The organism is Amycolatopsis benzoatilytica AK 16/65, from assembly GCF_000383915.1.
GTDB lineage: Bacteria > Actinomycetota > Actinomycetes > Mycobacteriales > Pseudonocardiaceae > Amycolatopsis > Amycolatopsis benzoatilytica.
Map to the genome: position 1 here is coordinate 1586433 of NZ_KB912942.1, position 16298 is coordinate 1602730.

Here is a 16298-nt window from a genome sequence, read left to right on the forward strand (position 1 = left end):
GTGTGGAGCGTGGGACCTGATTCCGTAGTAGTCAAGCGATGGGGTGACGCAGGAAGGCAGCTCTGCCAGGCGATGGTTGTCCTGGTGTAAGCGTGTAGGCCGNNANNNAGGCAAATCCGNNTNNCANNAGGCTGAGACGTGATGCGTAGCCGTTTGAGGTGAAGCGAGTGATCCTATGCTGCCGAGAAAAGCCTCTAGTGAGTGCATGCACGGCCCGTACCCCAAACCAACACAGGTGGTCAGGTAGAGAATACCAAGGCGATCGGGTGAACTGTGGTTAAGGAACTCGGCAAAATGCCCCCGTAACTTCGGGAGAAGGGGGGCCAAGCGCGGTGATACCCCTTTGCGGGTGGAGCTGTGGTTGGCCGCAGAGACCAGCGGAAAGCGACTGTTTACTAAAAACACAGGTCCATGCGAAGTCGCAAGACGATGTATATGGACTGACGCCTGCCCGGTGCTGGAACGTTAAGAGGACCGGTTAACTCATTTCGGTGGGTGAAGCTGAGAATTTAAGCGCCAGTAAACGGCGGTGGTAACTATAACCATCCTAAGGTAGCGAAATTCCTTGTCGGGTAAGTTCCGACCTGCACGAATGGCGTAACGACTTTCCGGCTGTCTCGACCACAGGCCCGGCGAAATTGCATTACGAGTAAAGATGCTCGTTACGCGCGGCAGGACGGAAAGACCCCGGGACCTTTACTATAGTTTGGTATTGGTTTTCGGTTCGGCTTGTGTAGGATAGGTGGGAGACTGTGAAGCTCGGACGCTAGTTCGGGTGGAGTCGTTGTTGAAATACCACTCTGGTCGGATTGGGAATCTGAACCTCGGACCGTGATCCGGTTCAGGGACAGTGCCTGATGGGTAGTTTAACTGGGGCGGTTGCCTCCTAAAGAGTAACGGAGGCGCCCAAAGGTTCCCTCAGCCTGGTTGGCAATCAGGTGTCGAGTGCAAGTGCACAAGGGAGCTTGACTGTGAGACAGACATGTCGAGCAGGGACGAAAGTCGGGACTAGTGATCCGGCACCTCCTGGTGGAAGGGGTGTCGCTCAACGGATAAAAGGTACCCCGGGGATAACAGGCTGATCTTGCCCAAGAGTCCATATCGACGGCATGGTTTGGCACCTCGATGTCGGCTCGTCGCATCCTGGGGCCGGAGTAGGTCCCAAGGGTTGGGCTGTTCGCCCATTAAAGCGGCACGCGAGCTGGGTTTAGAACGTCGTGAGACAGTTCGGTCCCTATCCGCCGCGCGCGCAGGATACTTGAGGAAGGCTGTCCCTAGTACGAGAGGACCGGGACGGACGGACCTCTGGTGTGCCAGTTGTCACGCCAGTGGCATGGCTGGTTGGCTATGTTCGGAAGGGATAACCGCTGAAGGCATCTAAGCGGGAAGCCTGTTCCAAGATGAGGTATCCCACCCCTTTGTGGGTTAAGGCCCCCAAGAGACGATTGGGTTGATAGGCCAGAGATGGAAGCACAGTAATGTGTTGTCGAGTCGACTGGTACTAATAGGCCGAGGACTTGCCTACGAAGATGTTGCGCATCCACTCTACGGTTCTGAAACACCACACCGGCTGTCACCGGATACCGGGTGGCGGGTGTGTGTTGTTTCGGAGTGTTTCGGTGGTTTTAGCGTCAGGGAAACGCCCGGTCCCATTCCGAACCCGGAAGCTAAGCCTGATTGCGCCGATGGTACTGCAACCGAAGGGTTGTGGGAGAGTAGGACACCGCCGAACTCAACCAACAGGCTGGGTCCCGGTCGAGAACCCCCAACAGGTTCTCCCGGGGCCCAGCTTTTTTTCGCATCCACGAAACAGTGGCTGAGCAGGCACAAGCCTGATTCAGAAGCCAACGACTGACCAGGTGCCGCCGTGCGGCGGGCACTGGACGGTACACGCATCCACGTGAATAAGCGAGGCCCGGCCCCAACTTGGGAGACCGGGCCTCAGTCGTCTTGGGCAGTTAGCCGGGAACCGCTCACCGTCGTCATAGGGGAGTCGGCCGGGAACCGCTCACCACTGTCCGAAGTGGACGGTCTCGGCGAGCGGCTTTCGCTTGCGGGTGGCCGGCGAGGCGCCTTCGGAGACCTTCGCGTCGGCGTCGTGCCCGATCGCGATCGCGCCGATCGGTACGTGGCTCTCGGGTACGCCGAACTCGGTGCGCAGCTTGCCGAAGTCCTCCTCGCCGATGCCGAAGTACACCGCGCCGAGGCCCTCGTCTACGACCGTCTGGAGAATCAGCAGGACTGCCATTCCGGTGTCGATGTACCAGAACGGCACCGGCCAGTGTGCCTCGCTGCGGTCGGTCCAGCCCTTGTCCTTTTCGGCGTAGCGGTCCAGGTAGACGTCCTTGACCGCGAAGGGAATCACAACCACGGGCGCGTCCTTGGCGGTGTCGGACGTCCAGTACTGGACGGTGTCGGCGAACCGCTTCACGTCGTCGCCCTGCAGCACCAGGAACGCCTGGCCCTGCGAGAAGCCGGCGGATGGGCCGCGGAGAGCATTGCGCATAATGCGCTGGAGGCTTTCCTCGGACACCGATTCGTCGGTGAACTTCCGCACCATCCGCCTGCGCCGCACGACATCCTGGAACTCCACAGTGACCCCCTGTGTTCAGGTGTTTTCGGCGAGTGTATCTCGATCGGGTGGGGTGCCAACCCGTTCGCCAGGCAGTGCTCCGCTCCTGCGCCGGCCGGTGCTTCGCCGGCACCGATGATCGGGCGGCAGCAGCCGCGGCAGGTCGGGCGGTACCGGAGCTGCGCACCAGGCGGTCGTGACGCGGAAACCAGATCGCCAGATGGAAATACCCTGCCCGGCCGCTGTGGCGGAGCGGGGAAGGTCGGATTTTGTGAACGACGCGGCAACCGGGCACGGGCCGTGCCGTCGCCGCGGGGTGATGTGCCGGGGCTCGAGTGCGCGCCCGAACCTGCTAGCCCGCCTCGCCCGACTTCGCCGCCCAGATTCCCCGCACGTGCCCGATGTGCGCCCGCATCAACGCCTCGGCGCGGTCCGCGTCCCGGGCCTCGATCAGGTCCACCAGTACCGCGTGTTCGTGTGACGACGGGATCAGCTGGTCGTGTTCGGCGAGTGCCTTCAGCCCGTAGATCCGCGATCGCGCGCGCAGCGACTGGGCGATCTCCACCAGGTGCTCGTTCCCGGCGAGCCGCAGCAGCGTGGTGTGGAATTCCATGTCGATCGTGACGTGCGCGATGAAGTCGTGCTCGACGGCGGCGCGTTCGATGCCCTCGGCCAATTCGCGCAGCCGCTTCAGTGCGGCCGGGTCGGCTCCCCGTTCGGCGATCCGCCGGACGGTCGGGACTTCGATCAGGCTGCGGATCTCGGCGAAGTTGTCGAGTTCCTGGTCGCTCGGCTCGACGACCCGGAACCCCTTGTTGCGGATCGTCTCCACCAAGCCCTCTTTGACCAGGTCGAGCATCGCCTCGCGAACCGGGGTGGCGGACACGCCGAACTGTTCGCCCAGCGACGGCGCGGAGTACACCGTGCCAGGGCGCAGTTCGCCGGAAATTACTGCGCCGCGCAGGGTTTCGATGATCTCGTCGCGCATGTTCCGGCGTCCGCCGAAGGTGGGCAGGCCCGTCATCGCGCGGCCGTCCGCTGTCATTGTCGGTCCCCTTCAGCCGGTCTCGCCGGCGGTCGCGGTGTCGTTCGTCCTGCCCTGCGCGCGCCGCTCAGTACAATGTTACCGGCTGTTCGCGATGGCGCTCGGAAGCCCTTGCCCTATCAGTGCCATGTGACATACTACTGTGCATGGCACTCAGCGACGTCGTCGTGATCGGCGGCGGCATGGTCGGCGCCGCGTGCGCGTATTCCTGCGCTCGGGCCGGATTGCGGGTCACCGTCGTGGAACGGGGCAGCCCGGGCAGTGGAACCACCTCCGCGTGCGAGGGCAACATCCTGTTGTCGGACAAGGAACCTGGTCCCGAGCTGGACCTCGCTCTCTGGTCGTCCCGGCTGTGGCGGGAGCTGGCGGACCGGCACGGCGCGGACGCGTTCGAATACCAGGCCAAGGGCGGTGTCGTCGTCGCGACCACCGAAGCGTCCGCGGCCGGGTTGACCGGGCTGACGACCGGGCAACGCGCGTCCGGCGTGGAGGCGGTCGACGTGTCCGCGGCCGAGTTGCGCGAACTGGAACCGAACATCACGCCGGCCGCGGTCGGCGGGGCGTTTTACCCGCAAGACAGCCAGGTCCAGCCGATGCTCGCGGCGGCGCGGCTGCTGCAGCTCGTGCGGGCGCTGGGCGGACGGGTGCTGACCGGTGTGTCGGTGACCGGATTCCTCCGCGGGCCGGGCGACACGGTGCTGGGCGTGCGCACCGATTCGGCCGGGGACGTGCCCGGCAAGCACGTCGTGAACGCGGCGGGAACGTGGAGCGGGCAGGTCGCGGAGCTGGCCGGCACGCCGGTTCCGATCCTGCCGCGCAAGGGGTTCATCCTGGTGACCGAGCCGCTGCCGCGGGTCGTGCGGCACAAGGTGTACACCGCCGAGTATGTCGCGAACGTGGCCAGCAGCGACGAAGGACTGGAGACGTCAGTCGTCGTGGAGGGCACCCGGGCCGGCACGGTACTGATCGGAGCGAGCCGGGAACGCGTCGGGTTCGATCGGTCGTTTTCGCTGCCGGTGGTGCGCAAACTCGCCGCGCAGGCGATCGACGTGTTCCCGTTCCTGGAAGACGTCTCGCTGCTCCGCGCTTACCTCGGTTTCCGGCCGTACTGCCCGGATCACCTGCCCGTCATCGGGGCGGACCCGCGTGCGCCGGGGCTGTTCCACGCGACCGGCCACGAGGGGGCGGGAATCGGGCTGTCCCCGGCGACGGGGGAGCTGATCGCACAGCTGATCACCGGGGCGAGCCCGGAGATCGACCCGGCGCCGTTCCGTCCGCATCGGTTCGAGGAGGCAGCGGCATGAGCGTGCAGTTCCAGTTCGACGGCGAGGCGGTGACCGCTGAGCCTGGCCAGAGCGTCGGCGCCGCGCTGATCGCCGCCGGCCGTCGTTCGTGGCGCACGACGCGGCGGAGCGGGGAGCCGCGCGGGGTGTTCTGCGGCATCGGGATTTGCTTCGACTGCCTCGTCACCGTTAACGGGGAGCCGAACCGGCGGGCCTGTCTCACCGAGGCGCGCGCCGGTGACGTGGTCACACCTCAAGAAGGAGCTGGTCGTGCCGACCTCGCCTGCTGAACTTCGCTACGACGTCGTCGTGCTCGGCGCGGGCCCGGCAGGCCTCGCCGCGGCGGCGAGCGCGTCCCGGGCGGGGGCGCGGGTCGCGTTGCTCGACTCGGCGGCCCGGCCGGGCGGGCAGTACTGGCGGAACCGCGGTGGTGCCGACACCGGAAAGCTGCCTCACGACTGGTCCGTTTTCCTCGCGCTGCAAGAGGAAATCCGCGGCCAGGTCGACCAGTTCCCGGGGCATTCGGTCTGGCGGGCCGAGCCGGGTGTCTTGCGTGCGACCAGCGAGGGGACCGAACGGACCTTCCGCGCGGCGGCGCTGATCGTCGCGACTGGTGCCTACGATCGGCAGATTCCGTTCCCGGGCTGGACGCTTCCCGGCGTGTTCACCGCGGGCGGCGTGCAGGCGCTGCTCAAGGGGCACGGGGTAGTCGCCGGGCGGCGCATCGCGGTGGCCGGGACCGGGCCGTTCCTGCTCGCGGTCGCGGCGGGGCTGGCGGAGACCGGCGCGGACGTCGTCGGCGTGTACGAGGCGGGGCATCCGGGCGGATTCGCGCGGTTCCCCGGTGCACTCGCCCGCAATGCCGCGAAACTCACCGAAGGCGCGGGGTTCCTGGCGACCCTGGCGAAACACCGCATCCCGTACCACTGGCGCACGGCGGTCGTCGCGGCGCATGGAGAAGGAGAACTCCAGCACGTCACCACTGCCAAGCTGACAAACGACTGGCAGGTCATTCCCGGCACCGAGTCCGAAATGGACTGTGACACGCTCGCCGTCGGCTACGGGTTCACCCCACAGCTGGAGATTCCGCTGCAGCTGGGTTGCGAAACCCGGCTGGATGTCGACGGCAGTCTGGTCGCGGTCGCGGATGCACGTCAGCGAAGCACGACGGAGCGGGTCTACCTGGCCGGGGAAGTATGCGGAGTCGGGGGCGCGGCAGCCTCGGTGGCGGAGGGTCATCTCGCCGGTCTCGCCGCGGCGGAAGACGTCCTGGGCCGGGCACCGGAGCCGCAGCGGTTGCGGAGCCTGCTGCGGCAGCGCCGGGCGTTGCGGTCGTTCGCGCGCGCGATGCACTCGACCTTCCCCGTTCCGGCGGGCTGGACCGGCTGGATGACGCCGGACACGACGGTTTGCCGCTGCGAGGAAGTCGACGCCCGGACCGTCGACGCCGCGATCGCCGACCTCGGCGCGGCCGATCCGCGTGCGGTGAAGCTCTTCGCCCGGCCCGGGATGGGGCTGTGCCAGGGGCGAGTGTGCGGGTACGCGACGGCCTGCTTGGTCGCCGCACGTGCCGGCCGCGCACCGACGGAGAACGATCTGCGCTCGGTCGCCGCTCGTCCGATCGCCAGCCCGGTCACGCTCGGCATGATCGCCGCCGGGCGGGACGCTTGACCCGCTCGTGAACCCTGGCTGGCGCGCGACCGTCAGCCCCGGCGATCGAAGCACCAGCTCTGTACAATGTCACATTGCATATGGCATCCTGAGGGCGCTGCCAGTGCGGGCAGATACGCGAACTTGGAGGACAGATGACGACTCGACAGTCGCCGTGGCACGGCGTCCTGGTGGCGACCGCGCTGCCGTTGCGAGACCGCGGCGCCGCGACGCTGGAGATCGACTTCGACGGTTTCGCCGACCACGTGAAGTGGCTGGCGGACAACGGGTGTGACGGCGCCACGCCGAACGGCTCGCTGGGCGAGTACCACAACCTCACCGTCGAGGAGCGCGCCCGCGTCGTCACTACCGCGATCGAGGCCGCGCCGGAAGGCTTCACGGTGATGCCCGGCGTCGCGGCCTACGGCGCGGACGAGGCGACCCGCTGGGCCGCGCAGGCCGCCGAAGCCGGTGCGCCCGCGGTGATGCTCTTGCCGCCGAACGCCTACCGGGCCGACCGGCGTGCGGTGGTCGCGCACTACCGGCAGGTCGCCCAGGTCGGCGTGCCGGTCGTCGCCTACAACAACCCGCACGACACCAAGGTCGACCTGACCCCGGATCTGCTGGCCGAGCTCTACCAGGAGGGCCTGATCCAGGGCGTCAAGGAGTTCACCGGCGACGTCCGGCGCTACTACCAGATCCAGGAACTCGCACCCGGCCTCGACGTGCTGGCCGGCACCGACGACCTGGCGTTCGAGTTCGCCGTCGCCGGCTCGCCTGGCTGGATCTCCGGCTACCCGAACGCGCTGCCGAAGTCCTCGCTGCAGCTGTGGCGCAGCGCCGCCGACGGCGATCTGGCCACCGCGCTGCCGCTGTACCGGTCGCTGCACCCGTTGCTGCGCTGGGATTCCAAGACCGAGTTCGTGCAGGCGATCAAGCTCAGCATGGACGTGGTCGGCCGCTACGGCGGGCCGTGCCGTCCGCCGCGCGTGCCGCTGACCGCGGAGCAGGAGGCCCAGGTGCGCAAGGACACCGAGCGCGTCGTGGCCGAGGGCCTGGCCTGACATGCGGAGCAAGCGGGTCTTCCACGCGGTCGACTCCCACACCGAGGGGATGCCGACCCGGGTCGTGACCGGCGGCGTCGGGACGATCCCCGGTGCCACCATGTTCGACCGTCGCCGCTACTTCATGGCGAACCTGGACCACATCCGGCAGCTGCTGATGAACGAGCCGCGCGGGCATTCCGCGATGAGCGGCGCGATCCTGCAACCGCCGACCCGGCCGGACGCCGACTACGGCGTGCTCTACATCGAGGTGTCCGGCTGCCTGCCGATGTGCGGGCACGGCACCATCGGCGTGGCGACCGTGCTGGTCGAGACCGGAATGGTCGAGGTCGTCGAGCCGGTCACCACGATCTGGCTGGACACCCCGGCCGGGCTGGTGGTGGCCGAGGTGGCGGTCGAGGACGGGGTGGCGAAGAACGTCACGCTGACCAATGTGCCGTCGTTCGCGCTCGGGCTGGACCGGACCGTCGAGGTGCCCGGATGGGGCAGCGTCGGCTACGACCTGGCGTTCGGCGGGAACTTCTACGCGATCGTCGAGACCGAAAAGCTCGGCATCGCGTTCGACCGGGCCAACAAAACGCAGCTGCTCGACGCCGGGCTGGCGATCATGGCCGCGATCAACGAGCAGGACCGGCCGGTGCACCCGGGCAACCCGGAAATCGCCGGATGCCACCACGTGTACCTGCAGGCGCCCGGCTCCACCGCGGCGCACTCCCGGCACGCGATGGCGATCCACCCCGGCTGGTTCGACCGGTCGCCGTGCGGAACCGGGACCAGTGCGCGGATGGCGCAGCTGCACGCGCGCGGCGAGCTGGCGCTGAACACGGACTTCGTGAACGAGTCGTTCATCGGCACCCGGTTCGTCGGGCGGCTGATCGGCGAGGGCGAGCTGGCCGGGCTGACCACCGTCACGCCCACCGTGACCGGGCGTGCCTGGATCACCGGCACCGCGCAGTACCTGCTCGACCCGGAGGACCCGTTCCCGGCCGGTTTCGAGCTGTGAGACCGGAGCCGGGCGGCCGCCGTCCGCCCGGCTCCGCCGGATGTTTCCCCGATCCCCGCGGAGGGTGCCTGTGACGACCGTCGAGTTCGTGTCCGCCAAGGACATCGCCGAGACACTCAGCCCGGCCGGCGCGGTCGCCGCGCTCGAAGACGCGCTCCGTGCCGGGTTCGATCCGGCGGCCGACTTCCGCCGCGGCATTCTCGACGTCGCGGCCGGGCAGCTCTTGGTCATGCCGGCGCAGTCGCCGAGCGGGTGCGGGGTGAAGATCGCGAGCGTCGCGCCGGGCAATCCGGAACGAGGGCTGCCGCGGATCCAGGCGGTGTACGTCCTGTTCGACGGCGAGACACTCACGCCGCGCGCGTTGCTCGACGGGACCGCGTTGACCACCTTGCGTACGCCGGCGGTCTCGATCACCGCGGTCAAGCCGATCCTGCTGCAACGGACGGAACCCTTGCACGTCACCGTTTTCGGTGCCGGTCCGCAGGGGGCCGGACATGTCGCGACCATCGCGGACGTCCTGCGCCGGCCGTTCGCCTCGGTCACTCACGTCGTCCGGTCGCCTGAGGCGGTCACCGAAGAGCTGCACCCGCAGGCGCGGGTCGTCGCGGCCGGCTCGGCGGCGGCGGAGGACGCGGTGCGGCGGGCGCACGTGGTCGTCTGCGCCACCGGCTCCGCTGAACCGGTCTTCGATTCCGCGATGACCCGGCCCGGGGTCGTCGTACTTGCAGTGGGTTCGCACGAGCCCGACCGGCGCGAGGTGGACGCCGCGTTCCTCGGCCGCGCGCAGGTCGTGGTCGAGGACCGGGCCACGGCGGTCCGGGAAAGCGGGGACGTCGTCTTGGCGATCGCCGAAGGCGCGTTGAGCGAGGACGACCTGATCCCGATGGCCGACGTCGTAACCGGCCGGACCCAGCTGTCCGGACCGGTGCTGTTCAAGAGCTCCGGGATGTCCTGGGAAGACGTGGTGGTCGCCCAGGCCGTCGCGGACCGGCTCCAGCCCCCTTCCGAAAGGCAGCCATGAGCACCATCTCGGGGGTCGACCCCCGGACCGGGACGCCGCTGGCCCCGGTCGCCGAAGACACTTCCGCGGCCGCGGTCGCCCGGCACGCCGCGGCCGCCGCGGCATGCCCGGTTCCCGGCCGCGAGTTCCGGGCCGCGTTCCTGGACCGGATCGCCGACGAGGCCGAGCGGTCGCGTGCCGAGCTTGTCGCGATCGCGATGCGGGAGACCGGATTCGCCGACGCGAAGCTGCAGGGCGAGCTGACTCGAGCGGCGTTCCAGTTCCGGTTCTTCGCCGACGTCGTCCGCGAAGGCAGCTACCTCGAAGCCACTGTGGACCCGGCTGCCGACACTCCGATGGGACCGCGGCCGGACTTGCGCCGCATCCTGGTCCCGCTCGGTCCGGTGGCGGTGTTCGGGGCGAGCAACTTCCCGTTCGCGTTTTCCGTGCTGGGCGGCGACACCGCTTCCGCGCTCGCCGCGGGGAATCCGGTGATCCTGAAGGCGCACCCTTCGCACCCGGGCACCTCGCTGCTGTCGTACGAAGTGCTGCGGCGCGCGGTGACGGCGACCGGGGCGCCGGACGCGACGGTCGGCCTGGTGTTCGGCACCGAGGCCGGCGCGGCGCTGGTCGCGCAGCCGGAGATCAAGGCAGTCGGGTTCACCGGTTCGCTTTCCGGCGGACGGGCGCTGCTGGACGTCATCGCCGGCCGCGCCGAGCCGATCCCGTTCTACGGAGAACTGGCCAGCCTCAACCCGATCGCGGTCACCCCGGCCGCGGCCGCCGAACGGGCGGAAGAGATCGGCCGGGGACTGGTCGCGTCGATCACCGTCGGCGCGGGCCAGCTGTGCACGAAACCGGGCGTCGTGCTGGTGCCCGCCGGCGACGCGGGGGACCGGCTCGTGGCCGCCGCGCGCACGGCGATCGGCGAGGTACCCGGCCAGGTTTTGCTGAACGAGCGGATTTTCCGTTCCTACACCGAGGAAACCGAACGTTATGGCAGCGACGGCGGGATACGGGAGGCGGTCGGCAACTCGGCGGAAGGCGGGTTCGGCGTCGCCGCGCAGCTGTTCGAAACGACGGTCGCCGGGCTGGCACAGCATCCGGTCCAGGAGATCTTCGGTCCGGTCACCGTGATCGCCCGCTACGACGCTGCGAACGTGACCGGCGAAGTAGCGCGTGCGTTGGCTTCGCTGGGCAATTCGCTCACCGCGACGCTGCACACCGGCAGCGAGGAATCCGCGCTCGCCGCGGAGCTGACCGCAGCGGTGCAGCCCTATGCCGGCCGCATCGTGTACGACGGCTTTCCGACCGGCGTGGCGGTCTCCTGGGCGCAGCACCACGGCGGGCCCTGGCCGTCGACCAACTCGATCCACACGTCGGTGGGCGCCACCGCGATCCGGCGGTTCCTGCGGCCGGTGACCTACCAGAACGCGCCGGAATCCGTGCTGCCCGAGGAGCTGCGCGACGAATACCGCGGCATTCCGCGGCGGATCGACGGCGTGCTGCGCAGCGCCTGAGCGCAACCGAACAGCGGAGGAAGCCCACGAAGCGGCGGGCTTCCTCCGCGTCGTCGTGCGAGGGGACCGGGGCCGTGCTGGCTCGCGGTCCCTTCGGCATGCCGTCCACGGGGCCAGTCCGTGAAGGGAACCTTGAGGGAATCAGAGTCCCTCAAGGTTCCCTTCACGGAATCTGGGTCCCTCAAGGTTCCCTTCACGGACCGCTGGCGAGTTGCGAAAAGGGAGCTGTCCGCACCGCTTTCGTCGCTCAAAGTTGTCGTTGTCTTCTGCGTGTCAGGGTCGTAGCCTAGCCACTGCTATGTGACATTGCACAAACCGAGAACGGGCAACGGCGCCCGGGCCCAGGCCCCCGATCTCGCGAGGCAAGGGAAACACCCACCCCGGAAAACCAGCCGAGGCATCCTCGGCTGAGAGGAGCAGCGAGATGACCCTCCTTCGTCGTGGCGTCGCGGCAGCGGCCGCAGCGGTGCTCGGGTTCGGCCTCGCCGCCTGTGGCGGCAGCCTGTCCTCCGGCGGATCCGGCGGCGGCAACTCCGGCCCGGTCAAGCTCGGCATGCTCGCCCCGCTGACCGGCAGTTCGGCCGCGATCGGCCCGAACATGAAGAACGGCGCCCAGCTCGCGGTCGACGAGATCAACGCCAAGGGCGGGGTCAACGGCCGGAAGCTGGAGCTGACCGTCGAAGACGAGGCGTGCGACCCGAAGACCGCCGCGGCCGGTGCCGCGAAGCTGGTCACCGCGGGGATCGCGGTGTCGGTGGGCGGTTACTGCTCGTCGGCCACGCTGCCGACGCTGAGCATTTTCAACAAGGCGAACATTCCGATGATCATCCCGGCCGCGAACTCCGCCGACCTGGTCGCGCAGAAGCTGCCGAATGTCTTCCTGCTCAACGGAACCGGCATCCAGCAGGCCGAGTCCGCGGCGAAGTTCATCAAGGCGCAGGGGTCCAAGGCGGTCGCGCTGCTGGACGACAACACCTCCTACTCGACCGACATCGCCAAGCGCACCCAGCAGGACCTGCAGCAGGTCGGCGTCCCGGTCGTCAATCACCAGTCGGTGACCGCGGGCGAGTCGGACTACTCCGGCGCGGTCAACGCGGTCGTGCAGTCCAAGGCGGACTTCGTCTACTGGACCGGGTATTACCAGGAGGGCGGCCTGATCATCAAGCAGCTCAAGGCCGCCGGGTACCAGGGCAAGATCATGGTCGCGGACGGCTCGGTCGACCCGAAGCTGGTCGAGATCGCCGGGCAGCAGAACGCGCAGGGCGTGTTCGCGACGATGACCCAGACGCCGCAGACCATTCCCGGCGGCGAGGCGTGGGTCAAGAGCTACCAGGCGAAGTTCGGCGGCGCGCCCGGCCCGTACTCCACCCAGGCATACGACGCGGTCCGCGTCGCGGCGGAAGCGGTCAAGAACGCCGGCGGCACCGACGGCAAGGCCGTGATCAAGGCACTGGAAGGGATCAACGGATTCAAGATCTTCTCCGGCGACCTGAAGTTCACCCCGGAGCACACGCTGACCCAGGGCGGCTTCGACATCCTCGTGGTCAACGGCGCCGACTTCGCGCTGAACAAGTAACCCCGAACCGGGAAAGCGCATGGACTACTACCTCCAGCTCGTGCTGAACGGCTTGTTCGTCGGGTCGTTCTACGCCTTGGTGGCTCTCGGCTACTCGATGGTCTACGGGATCATCAAGCTGCTCAATTTCGCGCACGGCGACATCTACATGCTCGGCGCGTTCGTCGGCTTCACGGTGCTCAGCGTCGGAGCCGGCGCGCTCGGCGGCGGCTTCGTCGCGCTGATCGCGATCATGCTCGTGGCGATGCTCGCCACCGGCACCTTCGGCGTCGTGCTGGAGCGGGTGGCCTACCGCCCGCTCCGGCGCGCGCCGCGGCTCTCGGTGCTGATCACCGCGGTGGGCGCGAGTTTCGCGCTCGAGTACGGCATCGCGGTCGGCTTCGGGCCGAACCCGCAGGTGTACCCGATCGGCGTGGCCGGCGGGTCGATCAACGTTCTCGGCGGCCGGCTCACCTACGCGCAGCTGGCGATGATGGCGATCGCGGTGGCGCTGATGATCGCACTCGACACACTGGTCCGGAAAACCCGTTCCGGCCGGGCGATGCGGGCGATTTCGCAGGACCCGAAAGCCTGCCTGCTGATGGGCATCAACGTGGACCGGGTCATCTCGCGGACGTTCTTCATCGGCTCCGCGCTGGCCGGCGCGGCCGGCGTGATGGCGGGCGCCTACTACGGGAAGATCGACTTCCTGATGGGCTTCATCATCGGGCTCAAGGCGTTCACCGCGGCGGTCATCGGCGGCATCGGGAACCTGCGCGGAGCGGTGCTCGGCGCGATCGTGCTGGGCCTGCTCGAATCGTTCGGGGTCGCGTTCCTGGGCAGCCAGTGGCGGGACGTGTTCGCGTTCGGCTTCCTGATCGTTTTCCTGACCGTGCGGCCGACCGGGCTGCTGGGCGAGCGCGTGACGGAGCGTGTGTGATGAGCGAAGCGTCGTCCAGCCGTCCTGCCGAGGACGCCTCCGCCTACGTGCGGGCGGTCGAAGAGCGCGCCCCGGCGAACGTCGCGCTGGCCGGGAAGCCGGTGGGCAGCCCGAAGCCCGGCCGGCCGGCGATTTCCGAGGCGCTGTCCCGGTTCCTGTCCAGCAAATGGCTCGCGGCCGGGGTCGCGGTGCTCGCGCTCGCGTTGCCCTACCTCAATTCGAGCACCTACCTGATCCAGATCGCTACCGACGCACTGATCTTCGTCATGCTCTCGGTCGGGCTGAACGTCGTGGTCGGCTACTGCGGCCTGCTCGACCTCGGCTACGCGGCGTTCTTCGCCATCGGCGCCTACACCTCGGGCGTGCTGGCCACGAAGTTCAGCTGGCCGCTGCTGGCGACCATCCCGGTCGTCGTCGTCGCGGCCGTCGCGGGCGGCGTGGTGATCGGCGGCCCCACCCTGCGGCTGCGCAGCGACTACCTCGCCATCGTGACCCTCGGGTTCGGCGAGATCATCCGCATCACCGCGAACAATCTCGAGGTCACCGGCGGTCCGAACGGCCTCTACGGCATCCCGGACTTCGGCGACTTCGGGCTCCGCTCGGATGTCGCGATCTATTGGGTCACCGCGGTCGTCGTCTGCCTCGCCGTGCTGTTCTCCAGCCGGCTCGGACGCGGCCGGATGGGCCGGGCTTGGCGGTTCGTCCGCGAGGACGAGGACGCCGCCGAAGCGATGGGCATCCACACGTACAAGGTGAAGTTCGCCGCTTATATCGGCGGGGCGGTCTTCGGCGGCATCGCGGGCGTGCTGTTCGCGGCGCACCAGTCCGCGGTTTCTCCGCCGAGCTTCAACTTCCTGTGGTCGGCGCTGATCCTGATGGCGGTCGTGCTCGGCGGCATGGGCTCGACGCCGGGGGTGGTGGTCGGCGCGCTGGTGATCTCTCTGCTGCCGGAACTGTTGCGGGGCGCGGAAAACTGGCGCTATCTGATCTTCGGTGTGCTGCTGATCGTGATCATGGTGTTCCGGCCGCGGGGGCTGATCCCGTCCCGGGTGGGAGAACCGAGACGGCGCAAACGGCGTGCGTCGGCGACATCCGAGGGAGGTGCGTCGTGAGCGAGGTGCTGCTCGACGTGCGGGACATGGCGGTCTCGTTCGGCGGCGTGCGCGCCGTCGACGGGCTGAGCTTCCAGGTGCACGAGGGCGAAGTGCTGTCGGTGATCGGCCCGAACGGGGCCGGCAAGACGAGCGCGTTCAACTGCATCACCGGGTTCTACAAGCCGTCCGGGGGAACGGTGACGTTCGCCGGCGCCGAGATCACCGGGAAACGGCCCGCGGTGATCGCGGCGGCCGGCATCGCCCGGACCTTCCAGAACCTGCGGCTGTTCGGCGACCTGACAGTGCTGGACAATGTGCGGGCCGGGATGCATGTCCGGCTGCGGCAGAACGTTTTCGACGCGATGCTGCACACTCCGCGGTACTGGCGGGCGGAGGACCAGGCCACCGGCGAAGCCAACAAATGGCTCGATTTCGTCGACATGGAATACGACCGGACCGCGCAGGTGCGGAATCTGCCCTACGGCGAGCAGCGGCGGGTGGAGATCGCCCGGGCGCTGGCCCGCGAACCCAAGATGCTGCTGCTGGACGAGCCGGCCGCCGGGCTGAACCACGGCGAGAAGGCGCGGCTGCTGGACCTGCTGCGCCGGATCGCCGGTCTGGGCATCGCGGTGGTGCTGATCGAGCACGACATGGGCCTGGTGATGAAAGTGTCCGAGCGGATCGTGGTCCTGAGCTACGGCAAGGAGATCGCCGACGGCGCCCCGGCGGAGATCCGGGCCGATCCGGCGGTGATCGAGGCGTACCTCGGCGCCGAGGACGAGGACGCGCACGCCGAGGCGGAACGGATCGCCGCCACCCCGACGACGGAGGTACAGCCGTGAGCGCGGTGCTGGAAGTGCGCGGCCTGGAGGTCGCGTACGGCAAGGTGGAAGCGCTCACCGGGCTCGACTTGACGGTGGGGGAGAACGAGATCGTCGCGCTTCTCGGCAACAACGGCGCGGGCAAATCGACTACTGTCTCGGCGGTGTCCGGCGTGGTGCGGGCCCGAGCGGGCTCGATCACCGCGTACGGCGAGGACATCACCACCGCCAAGCCGTGGACGATCGTGGAACGCGGGATCGTCCAGGTGCCGGAAGGGCGGCGGATCTTCTCCCGGCTGACCGTGCACGAGAACCTCCAGCTCGGCGGCTACGCGGTGCGGGACAATTCGGTGATCGGCAAGCGGATCGACGAGGTCTACGACCTGTTCCCGCGGATGGCCGAACGCCGCGACCAGCAGGGCGGCACGCTGTCCGGCGGCGAACAGCAGATGCTCGCGATCGGCCGGGCGATGGTCGCCGGGCCGCGGCTGATCATGCTGGACGAACCGTCGATGGGGCTGGCCCCGCTGGTGGTGGCCCAGGTGATGGCGGCGGTCGTCGCGATCAACGAGGCCGGCACCTCGGTGCTGCTGATCGAGCAGAACGCACGGGCTGCGCTCAAGGTGGCGCACCGCGGGTACGTCATCGATGCCGGCCGGGTGACGGTGTCCGGGCCGGCCGCGCAGCTGAGCTCGGACCCGCAGGTCGTCGAGGCTTACCTCGGAGCGTGACCTCCGCAGGAGAACGAGGA

At 68.4% G+C, this 16298-nt stretch carries 14 protein-coding genes and 2 rRNA genes (1 of these 16 only partly in view); 14 read left to right on the forward strand and 2 right to left on the reverse strand.

All coding sequences use genetic code 11. The annotated features are described in order from the left end of the window. A 23S ribosomal RNA gene (locus tag AMYBE_RS0107625) occupies positions 1 to 1525 on the forward strand (it extends 1598 nt beyond the left edge of the window). 90 nt (positions 1526 to 1615) lie between these two features. Beyond that, a 5S ribosomal RNA gene (gene rrf, locus AMYBE_RS0107630) occupies positions 1616 to 1732 on the forward strand. Between the two features lie 276 nt (positions 1733 to 2008). On the opposite strand, the gene AMYBE_RS0107635 is transcribed toward rrf, so the two are convergent. Beyond that, positions 2009 to 2593, reverse strand: coding sequence for a nitroreductase family protein (locus tag AMYBE_RS0107635; protein ID WP_027927462.1), 585 nt, complete (start codon positions 2591 to 2593; stop codon positions 2009 to 2011). Positions 2594 to 2924: 331 nt separating this feature from the next. Further along, a complete protein-coding gene (locus AMYBE_RS0107640) occupies positions 2925 to 3617 on the reverse strand; it encodes a GntR family transcriptional regulator (RefSeq protein WP_020658764.1) in 693 nt (230 codons plus the stop codon). A gap of 146 nt (positions 3618 to 3763) precedes the next feature. On the opposite strand from AMYBE_RS0107640, the gene AMYBE_RS0107645 reads away from it, so the two are divergent. The 12 genes from AMYBE_RS0107645 to AMYBE_RS0107700 all read left to right on the forward strand — a co-directional run bounded on the left by AMYBE_RS0107645 (position 3764) and on the right by AMYBE_RS0107700 (position 16278). Next, the gene (locus AMYBE_RS0107645) at positions 3764 to 4921 is read left to right on the forward strand and encodes an NAD(P)/FAD-dependent oxidoreductase (protein WP_020658765.1); all 1158 of its coding nucleotides are present in this window, start codon (positions 3764 to 3766) and stop codon (positions 4919 to 4921) included. Further along, positions 4918 to 5190, forward strand: a complete 273-nt coding sequence (locus tag AMYBE_RS0107650) for a (2Fe-2S)-binding protein (protein ID WP_020658766.1) — start codon at positions 4918 to 4920, stop codon at positions 5188 to 5190. The genes AMYBE_RS0107645 and AMYBE_RS0107650 overlap by 4 nt, the downstream gene beginning before the upstream one ends. Beyond that, entirely contained in the window at positions 5138 to 6571 is a 1434-nt protein-coding gene (locus tag AMYBE_RS46605; protein ID WP_211226803.1) for an FAD/NAD(P)-dependent oxidoreductase, read from the forward strand. Before AMYBE_RS0107650 ends, AMYBE_RS46605 begins: the two co-directional genes overlap by 53 nt. A gap of 134 nt (positions 6572 to 6705) precedes the next feature. Beyond that, positions 6706 to 7614 carry a dihydrodipicolinate synthase family protein gene (locus tag AMYBE_RS0107660; protein WP_020658768.1) on the forward strand — a complete coding sequence of 303 codons (909 nt, stop codon included), beginning with the start codon at positions 6706 to 6708 and terminating at the stop codon, positions 7612 to 7614. A gap of 1 nt (position 7615) precedes the next feature. After that, positions 7616 to 8617 (forward strand): proline racemase family protein, encoded by a 1002-nt coding sequence (locus AMYBE_RS0107665; protein ID WP_020658769.1) that lies wholly within the window; start codon positions 7616 to 7618, stop codon positions 8615 to 8617. A 70-nt stretch (positions 8618 to 8687) separates the two neighbouring features. After that, positions 8688 to 9638, forward strand: coding sequence for an ornithine cyclodeaminase family protein (locus tag AMYBE_RS0107670; RefSeq protein ID WP_020658770.1), 951 nt, complete (start codon positions 8688 to 8690; stop codon positions 9636 to 9638). Continuing rightward, positions 9635 to 11137, forward strand: coding sequence for an aldehyde dehydrogenase (NADP(+)) (locus AMYBE_RS0107675; RefSeq protein WP_020658771.1), 1503 nt, complete (start codon positions 9635 to 9637; stop codon positions 11135 to 11137). The genes AMYBE_RS0107670 and AMYBE_RS0107675 overlap by 4 nt, the downstream gene beginning before the upstream one ends. Positions 11138 to 11561: 424 nt before the next feature. After that, positions 11562 to 12713: a branched-chain amino acid ABC transporter substrate-binding protein gene (locus AMYBE_RS0107680; RefSeq protein WP_020658772.1), complete on the forward strand. Its 1152-nt coding sequence runs from the start codon at positions 11562 to 11564 to the stop codon at positions 12711 to 12713. Positions 12714 to 12732: 19 nt separating this feature from the next. Continuing rightward, a complete protein-coding gene (locus AMYBE_RS0107685; RefSeq protein ID WP_020658773.1) occupies positions 12733 to 13632 on the forward strand; it encodes a branched-chain amino acid ABC transporter permease in 900 nt (299 codons plus the stop codon). Continuing rightward, positions 13632 to 14744: a branched-chain amino acid ABC transporter permease gene (locus AMYBE_RS41030; RefSeq protein ID WP_020658774.1), complete on the forward strand. Its 1113-nt coding sequence runs from the start codon at positions 13632 to 13634 to the stop codon at positions 14742 to 14744. Before AMYBE_RS0107685 ends, AMYBE_RS41030 begins: the two co-directional genes overlap by 1 nt. Then, positions 14741 to 15568 carry an ABC transporter ATP-binding protein gene (locus AMYBE_RS0107695; RefSeq protein WP_020658775.1) on the forward strand — a complete coding sequence of 276 codons (828 nt, stop codon included), beginning with the start codon at positions 14741 to 14743 and terminating at the stop codon, positions 15566 to 15568. The genes AMYBE_RS41030 and AMYBE_RS0107695 overlap by 4 nt, the downstream gene beginning before the upstream one ends. After that, positions 15565 to 16278: an ABC transporter ATP-binding protein gene (locus AMYBE_RS0107700; protein WP_020658776.1), complete on the forward strand. Its 714-nt coding sequence runs from the start codon at positions 15565 to 15567 to the stop codon at positions 16276 to 16278. Before AMYBE_RS0107695 ends, AMYBE_RS0107700 begins: the two co-directional genes overlap by 4 nt. Positions 16279 to 16298: the final 20 nt, after the last annotated feature.

What these genes read in the sequence shown, in the direction of transcription:
- AMYBE_RS0107665 (WP_020658769.1), top strand. Translation starts at nt 7,616, where the DNA reads ATGCGGAGCAAGCGGGTCTTCCACGCGGTCGACTCCCACACCGAGGGG.
- AMYBE_RS0107645 (WP_020658765.1), top strand. Translation starts at nt 3,764, where the DNA reads ATGGCACTCAGCGACGTCGTCGTGATCGGCGGCGGCATGGTCGGCGCC.
- AMYBE_RS0107640 (WP_020658764.1), bottom strand. Translation starts at nt 3,617, where the DNA reads ATGACAGCGGACGGCCGCGCGATGACGGGCCTGCCCACCTTCGGCGGA.
- AMYBE_RS41030 (WP_020658774.1), top strand. Translation starts at nt 13,632, where the DNA reads ATGAGCGAAGCGTCGTCCAGCCGTCCTGCCGAGGACGCCTCCGCCTAC.
- AMYBE_RS0107685 (WP_020658773.1), top strand. Translation starts at nt 12,733, where the DNA reads ATGGACTACTACCTCCAGCTCGTGCTGAACGGCTTGTTCGTCGGGTCG.
- AMYBE_RS0107680 (WP_020658772.1), top strand. Translation starts at nt 11,562, where the DNA reads ATGACCCTCCTTCGTCGTGGCGTCGCGGCAGCGGCCGCAGCGGTGCTC.
- AMYBE_RS0107650 (WP_020658766.1), top strand. Translation starts at nt 4,918, where the DNA reads ATGAGCGTGCAGTTCCAGTTCGACGGCGAGGCGGTGACCGCTGAGCCT.
- AMYBE_RS0107675 (WP_020658771.1), top strand. Translation starts at nt 9,635, where the DNA reads ATGAGCACCATCTCGGGGGTCGACCCCCGGACCGGGACGCCGCTGGCC.
- AMYBE_RS0107660 (WP_020658768.1), top strand. Translation starts at nt 6,706, where the DNA reads ATGACGACTCGACAGTCGCCGTGGCACGGCGTCCTGGTGGCGACCGCG.